Source organism: Euzebyella marina (assembly GCF_003687485.1).
In the GTDB taxonomy this organism is placed as follows: Bacteria; Bacteroidota; Bacteroidia; order Flavobacteriales; family Flavobacteriaceae; genus Euzebyella; species Euzebyella marina.
The window spans coordinates 3,046,002-3,066,164 of the sequence record NZ_CP032050.1 but is presented as its reverse complement, the minus strand read 5'-3'; the positions used below and the strand labels follow the sequence as shown (position 1 = coordinate 3,066,164).

Below are 20,163 nucleotides of genomic sequence, written 5' to 3'. Positions count from 1 at the left end.
GGGCAAACAACTAACCAACCTAAAAACAATCTTTAATATCTTCTGCTAGTTCTCGATGACGAACTTCTTGCAGTACTTGTTCTACTGCTTCTGGCATCGCTAGCTTTTCTTATAGTTCTTTTTGAACTTGTACTTCTTACTGCCGTGTTACCTCTTGAACGGGCGTTGTTCTGCCTAACAGTTGTTTTGTTTGCACTTCTCGAAGCGTTATTATAGCTTTTCGAATTGCGGGTGACCGTTCTTTGTTCAGGGGTTCTAGTCACTGTTCGCTTGGTAACGGTGTTACCTCTTGGTGATGTCACCGTTGTTGATTTTCTAGAAACCGATCTGCCATTAGGGGTTGTAGAAGTACTTCTTTTAACAGTTCTACTTGCCGTATTGGAACTTCTGTTGACTTGTGATTTTCTTACGTCAGCAGAACGACCTTGGTTACTTCTTGAAACATTTTGGTTTCTACTGATTCGTTGATCACTTCTACTAGCGCCAGTATTACTGGCAACGAAACGGCTTGTTCTCGGGGCTGCACTTCTGACAGCTACTCTACGGTCATTTCTATAGATTTTAGCCCTGTCTTTTCTGACTTGGTTGTATTTATGAGACCTTCCGATTTGCGCGTATGCCCTTCTTTGATTGTATCTGTACGGTTTGTAATAGGTGTATCTTACCGGACTATAATATCTTCTGTATGGCTTATTGAAAACAAGGCAAAAGCCAATAGCTGGTCTGACAAAAAGCGCATGAAAGGGTCTATAGATATAGCGTCTGTTGTATACATTGATATAACCGGTATGGTAATCATAAAATCCTCTTCTGTTATAATAAACGTACATACCTCCTAAGCGGTGCACTCTTCCACTGTTATACGAAATGTCAACATCGCCGATTTGTGTTACACGGCCGTAATAGTCGTAAAATACTGGAACATTCTCTACTTGAATAACCGCCCCGTAGTCGTCATATTGAACATAAGGGTTATAGTCAAAACCAGAGTTAAAGGTTACACCGTTTCTTCTTCCAGTCACATACTGGTCGATATAGAAATCAAACTCACCATCGGGATATACCGAAAACGTAATGCCATTTTCAACAAAAATAAAGGCGTCGTTGTTTCTATAAGCATTGCGTTCAGCAACCTTATCTTCTGTACTAGTGGCCAAGGCCCCGGAGGCACCCATAACTAAGGCCGAAAAAAAGAGTACTAACTTTTTCATGATATAAGGTTTTAAGTTCCCGAATGCAACTATTCACATTCGCCTTAAAGAAAACAAACAGCGTGCCAAAAAATAAAATAGAATTTTATCTATTGATATTCAATTAGTTAAAAATAGTTTAGTGAGAATTATGTGAAGGAGGTGGCGGTGATATTGGTCAAAAAGAACATAAAATAATAGTTGTCAAGTGAAGTGGATGATCACCAACAACTATTATTTTAAATCAACTTATATCTGGTGTTATAGTTTTTCTGCTAAATATTTACCTGTGAACGAATTCTTATTGTTTATGATTTCTTCGGGGGTTCCTGTTGCTAAAAGGTTTCCGCCGTTTTCGCCACCTTCAGGACCAAGATCAATAATATGGTCGGCACATTTGATTAATTCTATATTATGCTCGATGACAATTACCGAATGCCCCTTTTCAATTAAGGCGTCAAATGATTTGAGCAGCTTTTTTATATCATGAAAGTGAAGACCTGTAGTTGGTTCGTCAAAAATAAAGAGTGCCTTATCCTTGGTAGTTCCTTTTACCAAGAAAGAAGCCAGTTTGATTCGTTGCGCCTCTCCACCCGAGAGCGTTGAAGATGATTGGCCCAATGTAACGTAACCCAAGCCCACATCTTGTAAAGGTTTTAGCTTCGAGACGATTTTTTTCTCTCTATGACTCTCAAAAAAGGCAATGGCATCATCAATGGTCATGTTTAAAACATCATCGATATTGGCATCTTCAAATTTAACTTCTAAGATTTCTTTTTTGAACCGCTTACCACCGCATGTATCACACTCTAGGTGAACATCGGCCATAAATTGCATTTCAACAGTAATCTCACCTTCGCCCTTGCATTTCTCACATCGTCCTCCATCAACGTTGAAAGAAAAGTGTTTTGCCTGATAACCTCTTATTTTACTCAGTTTTTGAGAAGCGAAAAGATTACGAATATCATCGTACGCCTTGATGTAAGTAACCGGATTGGATCGTGAGGACCGACCTATGGGGTTTTGATCGACAAACTCCACATGTTTTATATGCTTGTACTTTCCTTCCACCTTAGAATATTGTCCTGCTTTTTCACCATAGCCACCTACTTCCTTCAAAATAATAGGATACAATAACTTTTTTACCAGGGTACTTTTTCCGCTACCTGAAACGCCAGTGATAACCGTAAGCATGTTTAGAGGAAAGGTTACATCAATATTCTTAAGGTTGTTCTCTCTCGCCCCAATAATTGAAATAAATTCTTTCGATCTTCTTCTTGTTTTTGGTATATCGATTGCTTTTGAACCATTCAGGTAACTTGCCGTTAACGAGTTTGACTTTAAAACTTCAGTTAAAGGGCCGTAAGCAACCACCTCACCACCATGGGTGCCCGCTTCTGGGCCTATATCGATAACTTCATCGGCCGCTTTCATGATATCTTCATCATGTTCTACTACGATAACCGTGTTACCCAAGTCTCGTAAAGATTGCAAAACTTCAATTAAGTTTTCGGTATCTTTAGGATGTAGACCAATACTTGGTTCATCCAATATGTACATGCTTCCAACGAGACTACTGCCGAGCGAGGTGGCCAAATTGATTCTTTGACTTTCACCTCCCGAAAGGGTATTCGATTTCCTGTTAAGTGTGAGATAGCTAAGACCTACTTTATATAGAAAACCAAGTCTGCTCGTGATTTCCTTCAAAAGGCGAGAGGCTATTTGTTGATCATGTTTGTCCAGTTCGAGTTGCTCGAAAAAGGGTATGAGCTTTTTGATCGGAAGCTCTACCAAATCAGATATATTCTTTCCACCGACCTTTACATAGTCGGTTTCTTTACGAAGCCTTTTACCCTTGCAAACATCGCATCTGGTCTTACCTCGATAACGGGAGAGCATGACCCGGTTCTGTATCTTATAACTTTTTTCCTCCAGCGTTTCAAAGAACTTGTGAATGCCGATAAAATGGGCGTTTCCATTCCACACTAAGTCTTTTTGATCATCGCTTAGTTCAAACCACGGTTTATGAATAGGAAAATCAAATTTGTAGGCTGAATTGACCAGTTGGTCACGGTACCAACCCATGCTTTCACCTCTCCAGGGAGAAACGGCATTATCATATACAGACAGTGCTGTATTAGGTACAACCAAATCTTCGTCAATACCAATCACATCACCATAGCCCTCGCACTTTGGGCAGGCTCCGTAAGGGTTATTGAAACTGAAAAGATGAACGTTTGGTTCTAAAAATGACATTCCGTCCAACTCAAATCGATTGCTAAAATTAGAGGTATGACCGGTTTTCATTTCCTCGACGATACATTCCCCTTTGCCCTCGAAGAAGGCCGTATCTACGGCATTAGCTAATCGATTATAAAAGTCTTCGTCATCTTTGACTATAATTCGGTCTACGACCAATTCAAATTCTCGACCAATATCGGAGGGGGCATTATCAATTCGATACACTTGTCCACCATGTTTGATACGGGCATACCCTTGTTTCGACAACAATTGTAATGATTTCTCAACATCGCGCTTCTCGTCGATTTTTAAGGGTGCCAACAACAAAAGCTTTTTACCTACTTCTTGGCTCTTTACATGTTTAACAACGTCGGTTACGGTGTCTTTTTTTACCTCTTTTCCAGAAATTGGCGAAAAGGTTCTGCCTATTCTTGCATATAGCAATTTGAGATAATCATATATTTCAGTAGTGGTACCCACTGTAGACCGAGGATTGGTAGAATTTACTTTTTGCTCAATGGCAATTGCGGGTGCTATACCTTTAATATAATCAACCTTCGGTTTATCTAGTTTTCCCAAGAATTGTCTGGCATACGAAGAAAGACTTTCTACATACCTTCGTTGACCTTCTGCATAAAGTGTATCGAAAGCCAAACTAGACTTACCGGAGCCTGATAGGCCTGTGATCACTACCAATTTATTTCGTGGTATGACGACATTAATATCTTTCAGATTGTGCAGTTTAGCACCTTTTATAATGATATTCTCTTTGGGGTTTACCTCTAAATTCACTGTCTTTTTCATATATGTACTGCAAAGATACAATGAAGCCGTCAATAAAAATGTGGCACGGTATTAGGTATTACCACAATGTGCTCTTATAAAGATTTTTTTATGAACCATTTAATTTTTTCTATATTTGAGCCTAACAAAATGTTAAGAAGCCTATAGCATAAAATTACTTTTTACAGTTTAAAACGAGTTTCTACCGCGCCTTTTGAAAAAGATAGGTGTGCGTTTTTAATAAAAAGTAATAGCTATGGATGTACAACTTGACGATTCCCTTCTTATTAAAAGATATGTGGCAGGCGATGAAAAAGCGCTTGAGGCCCTTATCGAAAAACACAATCAGCGACTGAGTAGTTTTATTTATTCAAAAGTCAATAGTCGCGATATTACCGAAGATATATTTCAAGATACCTTTATTAAAGTTATTCGAACTTTGAGAAGGGGTACTTATAATGAAGAAGGTAAATTCTTGCCTTGGGTGATGCGCATTGCACACAATCTAATAATCGATCATTTTCGTAAAAGTAGCAGAATGCCTATGTTCGATGGTGCCGACACTTTTGATATTTTCTCGCTCATTAGTGATGAGAAGCTGAATGCCGAGCATCAAATAATAAAAGACCAAATTGACACCGATTTGGGCAAGTTGATCAATGAACTACCAGCCGACCAAAGAGAAGTCTTGGTGATGCGTATATATAAGGATATGAGTTTCAAAGAAATTTCAGAGAATACAGGTGTTAGCATCAATACAGCTTTGGGAAGAATGCGATACGCTTTGATCAACCTTCGTAAGATAATTGAACAGAACGATATTCTTTTAACGATTTAATGTGCCATAGGTCGAACGGTTTCATTAAATTTATATTCGTGGCGTTAGAGTACTATAACAATACGGATATTAGATATGGAAAAAATTTACTCTGCTGAACAAAAAGGAATAAAACAAGTAAAGGCTAGCGCTTCAACCGTAAAGTTTTTGTTAGATTATTCTAAATCATTGAAGTTTACCGAAGCAAAAGGAATCAAGTTCGAGTCGAACATGAATTGATATTAAAGGTAACCAATAGAAAAAGGTCTTGAATCAACGATTCAAGACCTTTTTTAGTTTTCACCACACTAATTTACCTGCATACAACCGCCTAAACCGCTATTCTGAGCCTTATAAAGCCTCTCTCTGTTAGTTGTTGAGTGCTTAATATCAGTAGTTTTGGCGATTTTCAACGCACGTATTTCACATTTATTTTATAGAAAACAGAAAATGTAGGGTTTCACATCAGAATCTGGCAGTTTGACAACAATGTTTTTTGTGCGAGGGTCAATCTTTCTAGTTTTATATCAGAATTAAAACAAGCTATCCCCCAATAGATTAATTGAAATATAAACTAATGACCGTAAAGCAATCAAAATGATTGCCTCAAATCTTAAAAACTGCACGCATGAACCTACAGACCGAAGACTCAGTATTAGTTAGAGATTACATCGCCGGAGATGAAAAAGCCTTGGAAATTCTAATCAACAGGCACAACCAAAGAATTACAAGCTTCATCTATTCCAAGGTATTGGACAAAGACATTACCGAAGACATTTTTCAAGATACCTTTATTAAGGTAATACGTACCTTGAAAAAAGGCAACTACAGTGAAGAAGGTAAATTTTTGCCTTGGGTAATGAGAATTGCCCATAACTTGATCATCGACCATTTCAGAAAGAACAAAAGAATGCCAATGTTCGAAGGAAACGAAGATTTCAATATCTTTTCGGTAATCGGTGATGAGAAGTTGAATGCTGAAAAGCAATTGATCAAGGATCAAATCGATAGCGACCTTAGACATTTGGTAGAAGAATTACCAGATGACCAAAAAGAAGTTTTGATCATGAGAATCTACAGAGATATGAGCTTCAAAGAAATCTCTGAAAACACTGGGGTTAGTATTAATACTGCTTTAGGAAGAATGCGATATGCCCTTATCAACCTTAGAAAAATCATTGAAAAGAACAACATTGTTCTAACAAATTAATAATTAGAGACCGGTTTACAACAATATTTCATATGTAGCGGCGTTATCCTTGTATAACTATGCTACTGATATGGAAAAAATCTACTCTGAAAACCTTGAAAAAGGTAAATTCGTAAAAACTAGTGCTGAGACAATTCGATTTTTATTGGATTTCTCCAAACAGTTTCATGTAACGGAATTTAGAAACCTCCGATTTGAAAACAGTTTAAATTAATTACAAAAAGCCCCATTTAACGGGGCTTTTTTGATTTTAAATATTCTTTGAGAACTGATTTTCTACCAATTGTTTTGGTAATGATATCTTGATCTAGGTTCCAACCTCTGGCCGGTGAGTATTGTCTACCGTACCAAATAATCTGTAAGTGTAAGTCATTCCATATTTCCTCAGGAAAAAGTCTTTTGGCATCTCTTTCAGTCTGAACCACATTTTTCCCATTTGAAAATCCCCATCGGTACATTAGCCTATGTATATGAGTATCTACCGGAAATGCAGGAATCCCAAAAGCTTGCGAGACCACTACGCTGGCCGTTTTGTGGCCCACAGCCGGCAGTTCTTCAAGCAATGAGATATCTTGTGGCACTTCACCATCGTATTTATCGACCAAAATTTGCGAAAGCCCGTGAATACCTTTCGATTTCATAGGTGAAAGCCCTACGGGCTTAATGATTTCCCGAATTTCATCTACCGAAAGTTTAATCATATCGTACGGGTTATCTGCCCTTGCAAAAAGCAAAGGGGTAATTTGATTGACCCTTACATCGGTACTTTGGGCAGACATGAGTACGGCTACCAATAATGTATAGGGGTCTTTATGGTCTAAGGGAATAGGTATTTCAGGATATAATTTTTGAAGCGTATTTATTACAAACTCAACCTTTTCGGCTTTGGTCATTTTTACTTAGTTTCGTTGAAATTTATTCGCGGTGCGAAGGTAACTCAAAAATAAGAATGACTATGTTGAAAGTAGGTGATCAGGTTCCTGATTTTATATCAAAAGACCAAGACGGTACGATTATCAAATTATCCGATTTTCAAGGAAAAAAACTGATAGTGTTTTTCTACCCTAGGGCCAATACACCCGGTTGTACAGCCGAAGCCTGTAATCTTCGCGATAATTATAACTCTTTAAAAGCAGCGGGCTACGAGCTTTTAGGGGTAAGTGAAGATTCTGCTAGAAAGCAGACCAATTTTAAAAATAAGTATGAGCTGCCATTTCCTCTTTTATCAGATGAAGACCATACGGTAATCGATGCCTTTGGCGTTTGGGGGCCTAAAAAGTTTATGGGTAGGGAATTTGAAGGAATTCTTAGAACCACTTTTCTTATAGATGAAGATGGAGTAGTGGAGAGGGTCATCGATAAGGTAAAGACCAAAGACCATGCGGCCCAATTATTAGATTGATTCGTAAAAGAAGCATGAACAAAAAAGCCGAACCTTAAATGGTTCGGCTTTTTTGTTTTTACCTGATTTGTCTAATTAGACATTATCTTCTTCGCCTTTCAATATTTTTCTGGTAAAGAGATTTTTATCCTTAATGGTTTCGGCGATACCCTTAGGTAGCATCTCTTCCCAACCTTCTTCATTATTGATGATTTTCTTAAGTACATCCCTAGAAAAAATATGCATAATTTCAGGATCGTAATCTATAATATCCATCACCTTACCGTTGTACTTAAAGAATTTGTAGAGTTCTTTCATCCGTGGATGTACCTTGACGTTGTTGCTGGTCATAATTTGACCTGTTTCCGCATTCTTCATCGGGTAGAGATAAACTTGAAGCTCTTTAAAGAACAGCTTTCCGAAAGCCTCGAGAATACCACCACTTAAATGACGATAGTATTTTTCATCAAAAATATCTACCAAGTTGTTCACACCCATGGTAAGACCAATTTTGGCCTTAGTATAGTTATTAAGGTATTCGACCAACTTATAATATTCTTGAAATTTCGATATCATTACGGTATGGCCAAGGGCACACAATAATTCGGCCCGATCCATAAAGTCTTGCTCGTCTATTTCGCCCGCTGCTTTTAGATTCGAGAGGGTAATCTCAAAAATGACCATGGTATTATCTTGGTCAACGGCAGGATCACGAATAAAAATATCGTGTGATTTATGGAACATATCCATATTAACCTTGGTCACCGGTCTAAAACTACCTCTTAACGCCAAGATATTTTTTTTGTAAAGAATTGCGGCAGGCAATAGGTTGTTACCATCTGGGCCGAACATTACCGCATCGGTCATATCGTTTCGAATGAGTTGCAAACTCATTAAACGGTTATCTACATCTTTAAAATTAGGCCCTGAAAAGTTGATCATATCTATTTCGACTGTATCCTTATCGATATGGTCATACAGATATTTCAGCATTTTACGAGGTTTATGATACTTGTAAAAGGCACCATAAATCAAGTTAACACCCAGCATGCCCAGTGTTTCTTGCTGTAGACGTGCTTCGTTTTGTTTAAATCGAATGTGCAGTACAATTTCGTCAAACTCTTTTTGCGTAGGGTCTAATTGAAATCGTATACCCACCCAACCATGGCCTTTGTATCGTTTTGAGAAGTCTATGGTTGCCACCGTGTTGGCATATGCAAAAAACAATCGGTCAGGATGCCTTTCTCGGCTAATACGTTCCTCCATTAACCGCATCTCATGCGAAAGCATCTTCTTTAATCTTGATTGTGTTACATAACGCCCATCTTCTTCTATACCGTAAACGGCATCGCTAAAATCTTTGTCATAGGCACTCATTGCCTTGGCAATGGTTCCAGAAGCCCCTCCGGCCCTAAAAAAATGTCTGGCTGTTTCTTGACCTGCACCGATTTCGGCAAAAGTGCCATAAATATCCGGATTTAGGTTGATTCTCAGAGTTTTAGCCTTAATGGATGGGATGTTTTCAAAGGTGGAGTCCCTTTTTAGAACTGAAGCCATTTTCACGATTTTGATGAAAACAAAGTTAATAAGTTCGGGTCACCTATTAAATTATTTAGTTATAAATTTGAGTGCACATGAAAGAGCCAATGAAAATCACTTTTTTGGGTACGGGCACTTCGCAAGGCATACCTATTATTGGCAGTAAACACCCTGTTTGCTTAAGTTCTGACCCTAAAGATAATAGACTTAGGGTTTCCGTTATGGTCTGTTGGGGCAAGTACAATTATGTGATTGATTGCGGACCTGATTTTCGACAGCAAATGCTTACCCATGATGTTTCGAGAATTGACGGAATTCTATTTACCCACGAACATTCTGACCATACTGCGGGTCTCGACGATATACGCCCTTTTTTTTTTAGACAAGGCGATATTCCCATTTACGCCCACCAACGAGTAGCCGATTCGCTGCGGCGGCGTTTTGATTATATTTTTACCGATGCCAACCGTTACCCTGGAGCTCCTGCCGTAGCGGTAAATACTATCGAAAAGAATGAGCCGTTTCTATTAGGAGACCTTTCGGTAGTACCGATTGAGGCCAATCATAATCGGGTTCAGGTTTTTGGTTTTCGTTTTGGCGATTTCACCTATCTAACCGATGTAAAGACTATTTCAGAGGAGGAAAAAAGCAAAATAATGGGAAGTAGGATAGTAGTTGTAAACGCCCTTCGGGAAGAAGCCCATCATTCACATTTTAATTTAGAGGAGGCCTTAAGCTTTATTGAGGATATAAAACCCGAAAAGGCTTATCTCACCCACATTAGCCACCTATTGGGTTTTCATGAAGAAGTTGAGAAAAAATTGCCAAAAGGGGTGCACCTTGCCTATGACAATTTAATATTGAACATCTGAAAAATATAATTCAAGTTTATTTACCATGAAAAGTAAAATCTTTCTTTATCTATTCGTATTCGTTTCACTAATATGCCTTTATCTTTTTGTGAGTAGTGGTAAAATGGCGAAGGCTAAAGATGACCAAATCATAAAATTGAATGCTGATGTTACACAATTACAAGATTCGGTACAGGCCTTACAATTAAAGGTTCTTGAAATGCAGTATTTCTCTTTAGAGAACAATGATGATGCCTTGGCTTATTATGACCATTTACAAATGAATGATCCTTCTCGTTATATTTCCGACAAGTTATTGGAAACCAATGAAACAAAGGGCGATAACCCTTTGGTGCCCTATGAGGGAATGGAAAGTGATTTTAAAATTAATAAAATCAAGGTGCTGAACCATAAGTGGATAATCACCGATTTTTCCGATGGAAAATATTGGGGCGAGCTTTTGATAAAATATGAATTGAAAGATGATTTAGGAGTCGATTTTACTACCCTTGATCATTTGCTATATACCCGTAGCAATTAAAACTTAGTCAACCTCTATTCCTTTTTCTAAATCTTATCCGAAAGCCACTTTTTAAAAGAGTAAAAATTCTGTGGTGATACCCCGTGACCTACCGGAAATTCTTCATAAATATGTTCAATATCTAATTTAGAAAGAAACTCAGGTGCTCTTTGGGCCCATTCAGGCGGGATTACTTGGTCTACTTGACCATGTGAGGCATATATCTTTAGATTTTGATGCTCTTTTTCTGTATAATTCTCAGCAATAATGGCCTCATTGATATAGCCGCTTAGGGCAATAACATTCTTAATTTTTTCAGGATATGAAAGTGCAACGGCATAGCTGAGGATGGTTCCTTGGCTAAAACCTAACAAAGTGACTCTTTTCTCATCTAAACCGTAGGTTTTACAGGCCTCGTCGATGAAAGCGATTATCTTTTCCCTTGATTCTCTAGCCTGCGAATCGTCACTCCATTTGCCTTGAACCGCATCAAAATTGATGGCATACCAAGCGTATCCGAAGGGTTCTAGGGTATAAGGTGCCCGTACCGATATAATGCAGAGTTCCTCAGGTAATTCCGGGGCAAAGGAATAAAGGTCTTCTTCATTACTTCCATACCCGTGAAACATAAACAAAACAGGTGCTTTTCCTTCCGATATAGAAGAAGGTTTTATGATGTGTTCTAATGATAGTGGTGCTGTGGTCATTTTGGTCGGGGAGAATTGATTACACGGTAATTGCTAAAAAAGTTAGCCGATAAAGGTAAACCATTTTTGAAAATAGGGGCCTAATACGGGTATCGATTGCTTCTTTTCTGCCAATGCGCCAAAGAAACCGTAAAACCATAATATGGTATAAGACAACATGAGACCAAAGAAAGAATAGATATTTCCCCAATTACTGGAAAGAATTCCGAAAGCAATAAATAGAAGGTGAAGACCAAATGCTTGTCTGGTGTGAAATCTTGCGAAATCATTCTTTGGTTCGGCATTCATGCTTATGGCAATCAATGCCCCTACAATCGTAAAATAGGCAATTATGGCAGCAGTCTTACCATCTTTAACAGTACTCATAAATAATCTTTAAAGCTTCCTTTAATACGAATAAGGAATATTAAAATATAAACAGTAAAATTAATCACCTATAGTACCTATAACAGGTAGCGGTTCTGCTTTGCCGTTCACTGCATTTACGATACCTAGAATAATGAGTACCAAAATTAGAAGACTGATGATGGTTGAAATCATCATTAATGAAGATGGTAAAAACCATGATAGCACCGAATTGGCAAGACTTGCTATTACTATTCTGAACGATTGCCCTATGTGAAATTGGGCAAAAGCGTTGTTCTTACTGTTGTTCATGATGACAGCTACTATCAGCCCAATAAAAGTAATATAACTGATTATAGCTATAGTTTTACCTTCCTTAACTGTAAATTGGTCCATAATTAGGTTGATTTTGGTTTATAAATCGAGCTCAATATTAGTTTAATTTAACACCGCTTTTCCGTTATTGATTGTACCATAAACAATCCCTTTTAGCGATTTGCCTAGATACATGCTGTTCTTAGAGGTTGATGAAAGATTCTCTTCGGCAGGTGTAAACTTTTTCTCAGGATTGAAAATGGTAAGGTTGGCTTTTTCACCTTCCTTCAGTTCAGGTATATCTAAACCATAAACTTCCCGACCTTTTGATAACAGTTCAATAGCGGTCTCGGTACCAAAAAGTTTATTCATTACACCAAAAGAACTTTCTAGCCCAAGACTTCCGTATTCGGCATTATCAAATTCCACTCTCTTTTCTTCAATATTTAGAGGCGTATGGTCACTGGTCACAAAATCGATGGTGCCATCCTTTAAACCTTTCATAAGCGCTTTGGTGTCTTTCTCCGTTCGTAAGGGTGGAAGTACTTTAAAAAGGGAATCAAACTCTTCTAAACACGAATCAGTGAAAAACAAGTTGTGAATCGCTACGCTACAAGTTACATTAAGCCCTTTCTTTTTGGCATCTGCAATAAGCTTTACCGAATTGGAAGTTGAAATGGTGGGTATATGAAGCCTTCCCCCAGCATATTCAAGAATAAACAAATCTCGTATGATTTGTAGTTCTTCAGCCAATGAAGGGATACCTTTTAAACCAAGCTTGGTAGAAACTTCTCCCTCGTTTACGATGCCCTTGCCAGCAATCTTTTTATCCATTGGAAAAGAATAGACAAGACCCTTGAAATTCTGCGTGTATTGCAATGCAATTTTTAGCAGATTGCCATTATCTACCGGACTTTTAAAATCGTAAAACCCGACGGCTCCGGCATTTTTCATGTCATAAAGCTCTGCAAGGTCATTGCCCTCTGCCTTCATGGTCATGGTGCCTAAAGGATATAGTTCAGTAGCTGCATCTTTTGATGCATTTTTTAGAAAAACAATATCGGAATTAGAATCAGGAACGGGTTGTACGTTCGGGTTGAGAACTATTTGCGTAAATCCGCTTTTGGAGGCGGTGAGCAAGCCATTTTCGATGGTTTCCCTATCCTCAAAGCCTGGTTCACCAAAGCTCACACTACTATCGAACCACCCGATGGATACATGCAAATTTTCAAGTTGAATAACCTTCGTACTTGATTCTGCTTCTATTTTAGAGGCAATTTTAGCTATCTTTCCATTCTTGATCCAAATGTCTCGTTTTTTTAAATGAAGGTCCTTTTGGGTTTGATCAATAATTATGGCCGATTTTAAAAGGATGTTCATTTAAGAAATTTTTGAATGAGTATTTCAACCATTAGAAATAACAGCGCTAAAATAACAAACCATTTCCAAAGCTCGGTTACGCGATTGTCTTTTTCGAAGGTTTCAAACAATGAGGTAATCGAGGTATCTAAACTGGTCGATTCTAGTTCTTCTGGGTGCAAGTATTCTAGCATGCTCTCTTTTCTATCGTAATTGAAACTTAAGAGGCCTAACGATTTATTTTGATAATCAATGCTGTAAATACCATCTTCGTTTAATTCATCATTAAACACCATATGTACCTTTTGAGCCATCGATTGTTGTTGGGGTATATACTCAATTTCACCTTTAACCACTTTTAAAATACCATCTTGTTCTAAAGAAATGGGCACATCAACAAATACATCTTTTCTCAATTGGTTGTATAGTTCAGGAGATTTTAAGCTGTTGATGGCCATGTTGTAAAAGGTAGGAACTATCAATGGTGAATTCTTGAAATTTGAATTTTCTGAGGATAAGGGGGCCGAGAATGCATAAAAGTTATTGTCTCCTATCAGAAAGGGGGTGCGGTCTTGAAAACGTAAAATGGAAGGGGCGGCCGATTTTAAAGTATATTGAGAGGAAGTCTTCGGATACTGAAAATTATCTACTTTTTTGTCAAATACGTTTTGGTATAACGGATGGGCAAAATTAATCTGTGTAATATTTTTTTCAGAGGCGTTCTTCTCGCCAAACGCCGTACCGTAAAATTGTGAGGTGAGCACTTGATAGGATTGTAAATCGATTTCAATAGGAGGTATGACCAACAAGTGTCCTCCGTCATTTGTAAACTCTTTGATGCTAGAGACCAAAGGTGAGGGTATCGATGTTAATTCGTTGAAAATTATAAAGTTCTGTCGGGAAATATCGCTGTAGTTCAATTGGTTTATCGAAACGGCTGTGAGCTCAAACTCATCATCTGAAAAAAGTCTTTTCAGAAAACTGTCATCCGCATCACTTACAGCTAATACTTTTATTTTTTGGCGTTCACCAATTGAAAAATACAACTGGTTATCATAATCCAGCGCGTTATCGGTGATCTGAATCTTTCCCTTAAACTCTTCAAAATTAGTAATTGTAAACTGTATGCTACCGCTTAAGTTCTCATCAAACTTCGCTGAGCTTTTTGCTGTCAAGATGGTATCGTTATAAAGGGAAACCGGTATGCTTTCAAGCTCTTCCTTTGCCGACAACAATACGTTTAAATCTAAATGATTTTCATCATTGGTCTTTATATAGGCGGAATCTACTGAGACATTATTTTTTGAATCACCTGAAAGTTGAACCAAATGCTTTTTAACGGTACTTAGAGAATCCGACCCATTAAATTGTAATGACCTTTGAAAGTCTGAAACAATCACCAAATTTTTATCGGTATCGCTATTTTCAGAGAATAAAGTCTCTCCCTTAAACTGTATTTGATTTAGGGTTAGTTGTTCGTCGGTAAAATTGATTTCTAAAAGTTGGTTTTGAAAGTCTTGCAGAAGTACATTTCTAAACGTTCGGTCATTGGTAAAAATAGTGATTCGCTCATTTTTGGGCAGCACTTTCAGCAACTGCTGAACCGCGTTTTGTAGAAGGGACGCACCGTTATTCTTCAGTTGCATGCTGAACGAATTATCTAAGTAGATAATGGTTTCTTTCTCTTTTAACGCGACTTTTGATGCAAAAAAAGGTTGGGCAAAAGCAATAACCAATGCGGCCAACAAAGATAATCTTGTGAGCAGAAGCAGCCATTTTTTTAAAGTTTGGCTACGCCTCGATTCAACTACTACCTTTTTTAAAAGTTTGACATTGGTAAAAGGAGTTTTCTGAAACCTTCTGAGCTGAAAAAGATGAATGAAAATAGGAATCAGGAGTAAGAATAGCGCCCAAAGAAGTTCTGGATGTTTAAACTGCATGTCCTGAATTGAGTGCACAAAGATAATTAAAAAAGGAGGAGAATTGCATGATGGCCCCTTAACAGAAAAAGAAGAAATCTTTCATTGGTAGGTGACCTAATCGGGTAAGGTAATCTCGAATGACAGATTGTGATTCTTCATTTGCTACGGTAATAATACTTTGCGGTAATCTAAGGTCTTTTAAAATTGAAAAATGATGCATTTTTATGCCATAGATTTTCTTACCGATTTTTTTTGGGTTATCGCACAACCAAAAAAAATCAATTCCTCTTTTTTTAAGTCCTCTGGCGATCTCCTTTCCTTTTTTCCCCGCTCCCCAAACGGTCAACACCCGATTCGGTTTTCTATCGATTTTTAAAAAATAAAAAAGTTTGATGTTCAAGAAATAATTTTGGGCGTAGTGTTCACTGGTTCTAGAGGTACGGGTATCGTAGTCTCGCCAGTGGTGTAATACGGTATCGCATGGTATGCACGAAAGACCATTCTGATAGAAACGAAAAGTAAGGTCATAATCTTCAGGGTAGCGGTCGGGTTCAAAAGCTTGACATGCGTTCAGGTCATCGCGGTAAGTCATCCAACAAGGGGAAGGTATTACGCATTCTTTATATATTTCAGTATAGTTAGAACCTTTAGATGTTAAATGGTTCAACCATTGCTCATAACGCTCATAACCATTACTGATACCACGATGTGAAAAGTATTTTACTTGGCCTACGGCTATATGGCCTTTACCATTTTTAAGTAGAGAGGTAACGAGAACCTCTAATTTGGTTTTCACCATTACATCATCAGAGTCCATACGGGTGATTAAGTCTCCGCTACTTTGTTGATAAGCAGTTTGAAGCGCAGAAATAATACCCTTTCCCCTGTTTTCGAAAACCAAAATTCTATCATCTTTTTTAGCCATATCTGAAACAAGTTGAAGGCTGCGGTCTTCGGAATGGTCATTGACCGCTAAAACCTGCCAATTTGTATAAGTCTGTTGAATGATCGATTCAATACATTCCTTTAAAAATGGCGCGGTGTTCTTGAAGGGAATCAGTATACTGACCAGTGGTTGCTGCATGTTGGCAATTTAATGAAAAGCACCGTTTTTATTGCTTTTATGGTAGGCCATAAAACTTAAGTGAGAATAAATTTCAATTTTTACTTTAATGAACAGAAAAAGGTTTTTATATTTGCACCCGCTTAAGGAGGAATGGCAGAGTGGTCGAATGCGGCAGTCTTGAAAACTGTTGAGGGTCACACCTCCGGGGGTTCGAATCCCTCTTCCTCCGCTGAGTAAATTGTAAAGCCCCTAAATCAGGGGCTTTTTTTATTTGGATTAGTCAGTTTGGTTGAGTGTTGGAATCTCAAAAGTTCATTTATCTTAGCACCATTAATCAACTAAGTCTTTAAGAATGTAGAAAATCGAAAGACCTTTCCGAATAGGGCTTTCCATGCGATAGGAAGGGACGGAATTTGACCTTTTGATGAGATTTTATTTAACCCAAAGAAGCTTTCTGTTTTTCAAATATTTTGACTTTCAGTAAGTTGGGCGCGTGTATCCCCTTGTGGATATTTAACAAAATTTTAGTATTTTACAGGCATCTTATTGATGCTAATCCTTCAGAGATTGGCAATGGTTTTAAATTTAACATACTGCTTAAATTAAAATGAAAGAATATTCGATCTTCTATGCAGATGATGATGAAGATGATTTAATGTTTTTTGAAGAGGCCGTTTACTCCTTATCAGGTGATGAGGCCGTCAAGATAAATCTTCATCTTGTAAAAAATGGTGAAAATCTTTTAGAGGTCATTAGCCAAACCGCAGCGAACAATAGCGTCGTTTTTATGGATTTGAATATGCCGGCCAAGTCAGGTTTTGAGCATTTAGAAGACATTAGATCGAATAGTTTAGTCGCTACAACCCCGGTCATTATGTATTCCACTAGTGCCGATAAGCAAAATATTGAAAAGAGTAAGAAGTTAGGCGCCAATTATTATGCCGTTAAACCGAGCAGTTTTAGAGATGTTATCAAATTAATAAGCAAAGCTCTTTCGCTAGATTTTAATACCGATACTGCCCCACCAAACGACTTTTTACTGAATAAGCTGGCTATATAGATTAATGAAGATAAAGGATATTGTTAATAGGGATGTGGTCAATCTTGAAAATTGTGAAGATGAGGCGATACACATCCCCGGATTGATACAACCTCATGGATTTTTAATTTCTATAGATGCGGATAAGGAGATTATTAATGTCTGTAGCGAAAACATCTCTCAATTTCTCGATTATAGATACAATGAAATCTTAGGAAAAAGAATTGATGACATTCTTGGGAAAGATTTTAAAGAGACGTTACGAGAATTCAAAAGCAACTCTCTAGAAAAGAAAACAGTCTTTCTTACTTACAACGATCAATCCTACGCCCTTACGATTCATAAGAGTCAAGAAAACATAATCTTCGAGGCAGAACCTAATAAGGTTCCGTTAAACGAAGAAGGCAACCTTTTTGAATCGAGCAAAAGATTATTGAGCTCTATTGAAGACACCAACAGTCTTAAAGAATTAAGCCAATCGGTCGCTACTGCCATCAAGAATATCACCGGTTACGACCGAGTGATGATCTATAAGTTTGACCATGAGTATAATGGTGAAGTCTATGCCGAGGTCAGGGAAGAGCACTTAGAACCCTTTTTAGGGCTACATTATCCGCATACAGATATTCCCCCACAGGCCAGGGCCTTATATATCAAGAATTTGTTGCGTATCATTGGCAACATCGACTATGTGCCTGCTAAACTTTACACTTATGTAGAAAGCAAAGTAGATACGCTAGACTTAAGCTTGTCAGTTTTAAGAAGCGTTTCCCCCATACATGTAGAATATTTAAAGAACATGGGGGTAGGGGCCACCCTCACGGTTTCCTTGATACATAAAGGTAAACTTTGGGGCCTGGTGGCGTGCCATCATTATTCGACCAAATTTTTAAGCCAAGAAACCAGAAATGCGGTAAAGCTCTATGGGTACTTTATTACTTCACAGATTGATGTTAGAATTTTAAATGAGCAGTATGAAGTTGCCAAGAAAGCGAATGAATATGTAGATAAGCTATCCTCTAAAAGTCTAGAATTTAAACGAGACTCATTAACATCGCTTTTTCAGGATGATGCTATCTATCAACTATGTAATGGTAGTGGCTTTTCGGCCTGCATCGATGGAAAAGTTTATAGTAACGGTGAAACACCCACCGAAGAGGATATTCGACTGATATCGGAAGTTCTATTTGATATACAAAGTGACGGAAAGGTGATAACCTCTACGTTTCCCCGTCAAAACAAAGGTTTGGGCTCGGTGGCGGAAAAATTCCCAGGTATCAATTTTCATATGCTGGATGATACCAATTACCTCATGTGGTTTCGCGAGCCTACCATTAAGAACATCAAATGGGCCGGTGACCCTTCTAAAGCGATTGAAAAGGATAAAAAGGGACTCTCCCCTAGAAAGTCTTTTGAAACCTTCACCGAGAATGTGAAGGATACTAGTAAACCTTGGCTACAACCCGAAATAGATGCCTGTAACAAGTTTAAGTTTTTCTTTCAATCATTTCTTAGGGCCATTCTAACCAATGAGGATAAGGAGAAGCAAAGAATTCTCACCGAAAACCTAAAAGCGGTCAATAGCGAATTAGAAAATATTGGTTGGATCAGTGCCCATGATTTGCAAGAGCCCCTAAGAAAGATTCGAATGATGGCGTCAACAATGCTTGAAGACCAGCAAAGGTTTCAAGTAACCGAAGTGGCCGAGAAAAGAATTTCAAGAATGTCGAAGTCGGCTGAACGCATGCAGACTTTGATTAAGGATATTTTAGAATATAATCGGGCCAGCTCAGAAGAGGATAATTTTGAAAAGGTCGATTTAAACGATTTGCTTCAAGAAATTAAAAAAGAACTGAAAGAAACTTTAGAGGAAGAAAAAGCCGAACTCGTTATAGAAGGGTATTTGCCAGAAGTTTCTGGTTTACAGTTTCTGATCAAGCAATGCCTTCTCAACCCCATTCATAATGCCATAAAGTTTAAACATCCTGATAGAAGATTGCGGATTCGTATTTTCGATGACCAAAATCATTCTAAATCAGACATGTACTCGGTTATATCAATTCAAGATAATGGCATTGGGTTTGACAACCAGCACAATGAAAAGATATTTAAGATCTTTTCAAGGCTGCACAGTAAATCCGATTACGAGGGTACGGGTATCGGTTTGGCATTTTGTAAAAAGATCATGTTGAAGCATCGTGGTTTTATCGATGCCCAGGGTCAACCCAACGAAGGTGCCACTATACGCTTGTACTTTCCAAAGGTTTCGTAGCCAATAGCCATTGCCTTAATTGGTTAAAAGTATCTTCGGCACCACTAATGACCTCTTTATGGTTTAATGTAGATTCTATTTTTATTACTTGGATCTTGAATTTTGCCCACATTTTATGGGTATCGTCACCATAAGAGCTAAAATAATTTACGGCATCTGCGCCGTTCATATCTACATTCTTATGAATCATTTTAGAGATAATTTGTCCGCCCATAGTAGAACCTTCCATCACGTACAGCACCCCTAGCGCATAGGATAGAGATTTCATGGTCAGTTGGGGCTCGGGTAAGGGCGTCTCTTCTCTATGCTCCAAAAGCTGCAAATCTTCTACAATGCGAGAAGTGTGTTCACGCTTTGATATATCGGTAATTATTTCTGCATCGATAGTACGGTGCACTTCATCTTCGATGGGTTTGTAAAAAGAATAAAGTCGTGCAAGAAGCCCAGCATAGTCATCTTTGGTTTTGAGGCTTTTAAGTTCAGAAACTAATACTGTTTCTACCTGCTGGTGATGGCTCTTGGTTTCTTTTTTAATCGTATCTAAAATCGTCATTAACCTATATTAAATTCTTTGGAAAGGTAAGAATTGAAATTCGATTATATAGC

General features: G+C 38.0%; 19 protein-coding genes and 1 tRNA gene. 9 read left to right on the top strand and 11 right to left on the bottom strand.

Annotation, left to right across the window (positions count from 1 at the left end; translation table 11 throughout):
- Window positions 1–32 precede the first annotated feature (32 nt).
- The gene (locus tag D1013_RS13200; RefSeq protein ID WP_121849279.1) at window positions 33–1,211 is read right to left on the bottom strand and encodes a hypothetical protein; all 1,179 of its coding nucleotides are present in this window, start codon (window positions 1,209–1,211) and stop codon (window positions 33–35) included.
- 240 nt (window positions 1,212–1,451) lie between these two features.
- A complete protein-coding gene (gene uvrA, locus D1013_RS13195; RefSeq protein ID WP_121849278.1) occupies window positions 1,452–4,235 on the bottom strand; it encodes an excinuclease ABC subunit UvrA in 2,784 nt (927 codons plus the stop codon).
- A gap of 235 nt (window positions 4,236–4,470) precedes the next feature.
- Here uvrA and D1013_RS13190 point away from each other — a divergent pair, with 235 nt between their 5' ends.
- The 3 genes from D1013_RS13190 (at window position 4,471) to D1013_RS13185 (ending at window position 6,241) form a co-directional block, all read left to right on the top strand.
- Window positions 4,471–5,052 (top strand): RNA polymerase sigma factor, encoded by a 582-nt coding sequence (locus tag D1013_RS13190; RefSeq protein ID WP_121849277.1) that lies wholly within the window; start codon window positions 4,471–4,473, stop codon window positions 5,050–5,052.
- Window positions 5,053–5,127: 75 nt separating this feature from the next.
- Window positions 5,128–5,271, top strand: a complete 144-nt coding sequence (locus tag D1013_RS20390; RefSeq protein WP_162987903.1) for a hypothetical protein — start codon at window positions 5,128–5,130, stop codon at window positions 5,269–5,271.
- Window positions 5,272–5,659: 388 nt separating this feature from the next.
- A complete protein-coding gene (locus tag D1013_RS13185) occupies window positions 5,660–6,241 on the top strand; it encodes an RNA polymerase sigma factor (protein ID WP_121849276.1) in 582 nt (193 codons plus the stop codon).
- Window positions 6,242–6,471: 230 nt separating this feature from the next.
- Here the strand turns inward: D1013_RS13185 and D1013_RS13180 are convergent, their stop codons facing one another.
- Complete coding sequence (locus D1013_RS13180; RefSeq protein WP_121849275.1) at window positions 6,472–7,134, bottom strand: endonuclease III domain-containing protein; 663 nt, start codon at window positions 7,132–7,134, stop codon at window positions 6,472–6,474.
- Window positions 7,135–7,190: 56 nt separating this feature from the next.
- Here D1013_RS13180 and bcp point away from each other — a divergent pair, with 56 nt between their 5' ends.
- Window positions 7,191–7,643: a thioredoxin-dependent thiol peroxidase gene (gene bcp / locus D1013_RS13175; protein ID WP_121849274.1), complete on the top strand. Its 453-nt coding sequence runs from the start codon at window positions 7,191–7,193 to the stop codon at window positions 7,641–7,643.
- A 75-nt stretch (window positions 7,644–7,718) separates the two neighbouring features.
- Here the strand turns inward: bcp and D1013_RS13170 are convergent, their stop codons facing one another.
- Complete coding sequence (locus tag D1013_RS13170) at window positions 7,719–9,179, bottom strand: TonB-dependent receptor (RefSeq protein ID WP_121849273.1); 1,461 nt, start codon at window positions 9,177–9,179, stop codon at window positions 7,719–7,721.
- A gap of 89 nt (window positions 9,180–9,268) precedes the next feature.
- Between D1013_RS13170 and D1013_RS13165 the strand changes: the two genes are divergently transcribed.
- Both D1013_RS13165 and D1013_RS13160 read left to right on the top strand, forming a co-directional pair.
- Entirely contained in the window at window positions 9,269–10,033 is a 765-nt protein-coding gene (locus tag D1013_RS13165; protein WP_121850729.1) for an MBL fold metallo-hydrolase, read from the top strand.
- 25 nt (window positions 10,034–10,058) lie between these two features.
- On the top strand, window positions 10,059–10,553 hold the full coding sequence (locus D1013_RS13160) for a hydrolase (protein WP_121849272.1): 495 nt from the start codon (window positions 10,059–10,061) through the stop codon (window positions 10,551–10,553).
- Between the two features lie 26 nt (window positions 10,554–10,579).
- Here the strand turns inward: D1013_RS13160 and D1013_RS13155 are convergent, their stop codons facing one another.
- From D1013_RS13155 to D1013_RS13130, 6 genes are read right to left on the bottom strand one after another with little or no spacing between them, the layout of a single operon-like run.
- Complete coding sequence (locus tag D1013_RS13155) at window positions 10,580–11,239, bottom strand: alpha/beta hydrolase (RefSeq protein WP_121849271.1); 660 nt, start codon at window positions 11,237–11,239, stop codon at window positions 10,580–10,582.
- Window positions 11,240–11,281: 42 nt separating this feature from the next.
- Window positions 11,282–11,605 (bottom strand): hypothetical protein, encoded by a 324-nt coding sequence (locus tag D1013_RS13150; RefSeq protein WP_121849270.1) that lies wholly within the window; start codon window positions 11,603–11,605, stop codon window positions 11,282–11,284.
- 60 nt (window positions 11,606–11,665) lie between these two features.
- Window positions 11,666–11,980, bottom strand: a complete 315-nt coding sequence (locus D1013_RS13145) for a hypothetical protein (protein WP_121849269.1) — start codon at window positions 11,978–11,980, stop codon at window positions 11,666–11,668.
- Between the two features lie 42 nt (window positions 11,981–12,022).
- On the bottom strand, window positions 12,023–13,279 hold the full coding sequence (locus D1013_RS13140) for a dihydroorotase (protein WP_121849268.1): 1,257 nt from the start codon (window positions 13,277–13,279) through the stop codon (window positions 12,023–12,025).
- The gene (locus tag D1013_RS13135; RefSeq protein ID WP_121849267.1) at window positions 13,276–15,198 is read right to left on the bottom strand and encodes a BatA domain-containing protein; all 1,923 of its coding nucleotides are present in this window, start codon (window positions 15,196–15,198) and stop codon (window positions 13,276–13,278) included. The genes D1013_RS13140 and D1013_RS13135 overlap by 4 nt, the downstream gene beginning before the upstream one ends.
- 58 nt (window positions 15,199–15,256) lie before the next feature.
- On the bottom strand, window positions 15,257–16,264 hold the full coding sequence (locus D1013_RS13130; RefSeq protein WP_121849266.1) for a glycosyltransferase: 1,008 nt from the start codon (window positions 16,262–16,264) through the stop codon (window positions 15,257–15,259).
- 126 nt (window positions 16,265–16,390) lie between these two features.
- Here D1013_RS13130 and D1013_RS13125 point away from each other — a divergent pair.
- The 3 genes from D1013_RS13125 to D1013_RS13115 all read left to right on the top strand — a co-directional run bounded on the left by D1013_RS13125 (window position 16,391) and on the right by D1013_RS13115 (window position 19,557).
- Window positions 16,391–16,475: transfer RNA gene (locus D1013_RS13125), tRNA-Ser, on the top strand.
- 378 nt (window positions 16,476–16,853) lie between these two features.
- A complete protein-coding gene (locus D1013_RS13120) occupies window positions 16,854–17,306 on the top strand; it encodes a response regulator (protein ID WP_121849265.1) in 453 nt (150 codons plus the stop codon).
- A gap of 4 nt (window positions 17,307–17,310) precedes the next feature.
- Window positions 17,311–19,557 carry an ATP-binding protein gene (locus tag D1013_RS13115; protein ID WP_121849264.1) on the top strand — a complete coding sequence of 749 codons (2,247 nt, stop codon included), beginning with the start codon at window positions 17,311–17,313 and terminating at the stop codon, window positions 19,555–19,557.
- On the opposite strand, the gene D1013_RS13110 is transcribed toward D1013_RS13115, so the two are convergent.
- Window positions 19,526–20,110, bottom strand: a complete 585-nt coding sequence (locus tag D1013_RS13110) for a biliverdin-producing heme oxygenase (protein WP_121849263.1) — start codon at window positions 20,108–20,110, stop codon at window positions 19,526–19,528. The two genes, D1013_RS13115 and D1013_RS13110, sit on opposite strands and share 32 nt — an antisense overlap.
- Window positions 20,111–20,163 lie beyond the last annotated feature (53 nt).

Coding starts and splice junctions, on each gene's coding strand:
- D1013_RS13200 (WP_121849279.1), bottom strand. CDS start 1,211: ATGAAAAAGTTAGTACTCTTTTTTTCGGCCTTAGTTATGGGTGCCTCC.
- uvrA (WP_121849278.1), bottom strand. CDS start 4,235: ATGAAAAAGACAGTGAATTTAGAGGTAAACCCCAAAGAGAATATCATT.
- D1013_RS13190 (WP_121849277.1), top strand. CDS start 4,471: ATGGATGTACAACTTGACGATTCCCTTCTTATTAAAAGATATGTGGCA.
- D1013_RS20390 (WP_162987903.1), top strand. CDS start 5,128: ATGGAAAAAATTTACTCTGCTGAACAAAAAGGAATAAAACAAGTAAAG.
- D1013_RS13185 (WP_121849276.1), top strand. CDS start 5,660: ATGAACCTACAGACCGAAGACTCAGTATTAGTTAGAGATTACATCGCC.
- D1013_RS13180 (WP_121849275.1), bottom strand. CDS start 7,134: ATGACCAAAGCCGAAAAGGTTGAGTTTGTAATAAATACGCTTCAAAAA.
- bcp (WP_121849274.1), top strand. CDS start 7,191: ATGACTATGTTGAAAGTAGGTGATCAGGTTCCTGATTTTATATCAAAA.
- D1013_RS13170 (WP_121849273.1), bottom strand. CDS start 9,179: ATGGCTTCAGTTCTAAAAAGGGACTCCACCTTTGAAAACATCCCATCC.
- D1013_RS13165 (WP_121850729.1), top strand. CDS start 9,269: ATGAAAATCACTTTTTTGGGTACGGGCACTTCGCAAGGCATACCTATT.
- D1013_RS13160 (WP_121849272.1), top strand. CDS start 10,059: ATGAAAAGTAAAATCTTTCTTTATCTATTCGTATTCGTTTCACTAATA.
- D1013_RS13155 (WP_121849271.1), bottom strand. CDS start 11,239: ATGACCACAGCACCACTATCATTAGAACACATCATAAAACCTTCTTCT.
- D1013_RS13150 (WP_121849270.1), bottom strand. CDS start 11,605: ATGAGTACTGTTAAAGATGGTAAGACTGCTGCCATAATTGCCTATTTT.
- D1013_RS13145 (WP_121849269.1), bottom strand. CDS start 11,980: ATGGACCAATTTACAGTTAAGGAAGGTAAAACTATAGCTATAATCAGT.
- D1013_RS13140 (WP_121849268.1), bottom strand. CDS start 13,279: ATGAACATCCTTTTAAAATCGGCCATAATTATTGATCAAACCCAAAAG.
- D1013_RS13135 (WP_121849267.1), bottom strand. CDS start 15,198: ATGCAGTTTAAACATCCAGAACTTCTTTGGGCGCTATTCTTACTCCTG.
- D1013_RS13130 (WP_121849266.1), bottom strand. CDS start 16,264: ATGCAGCAACCACTGGTCAGTATACTGATTCCCTTCAAGAACACCGCG.
- D1013_RS13120 (WP_121849265.1), top strand. CDS start 16,854: ATGAAAGAATATTCGATCTTCTATGCAGATGATGATGAAGATGATTTA.
- D1013_RS13115 (WP_121849264.1), top strand. CDS start 17,311: ATGAAGATAAAGGATATTGTTAATAGGGATGTGGTCAATCTTGAAAAT.
- D1013_RS13110 (WP_121849263.1), bottom strand. CDS start 20,110: ATGACGATTTTAGATACGATTAAAAAAGAAACCAAGAGCCATCACCAG.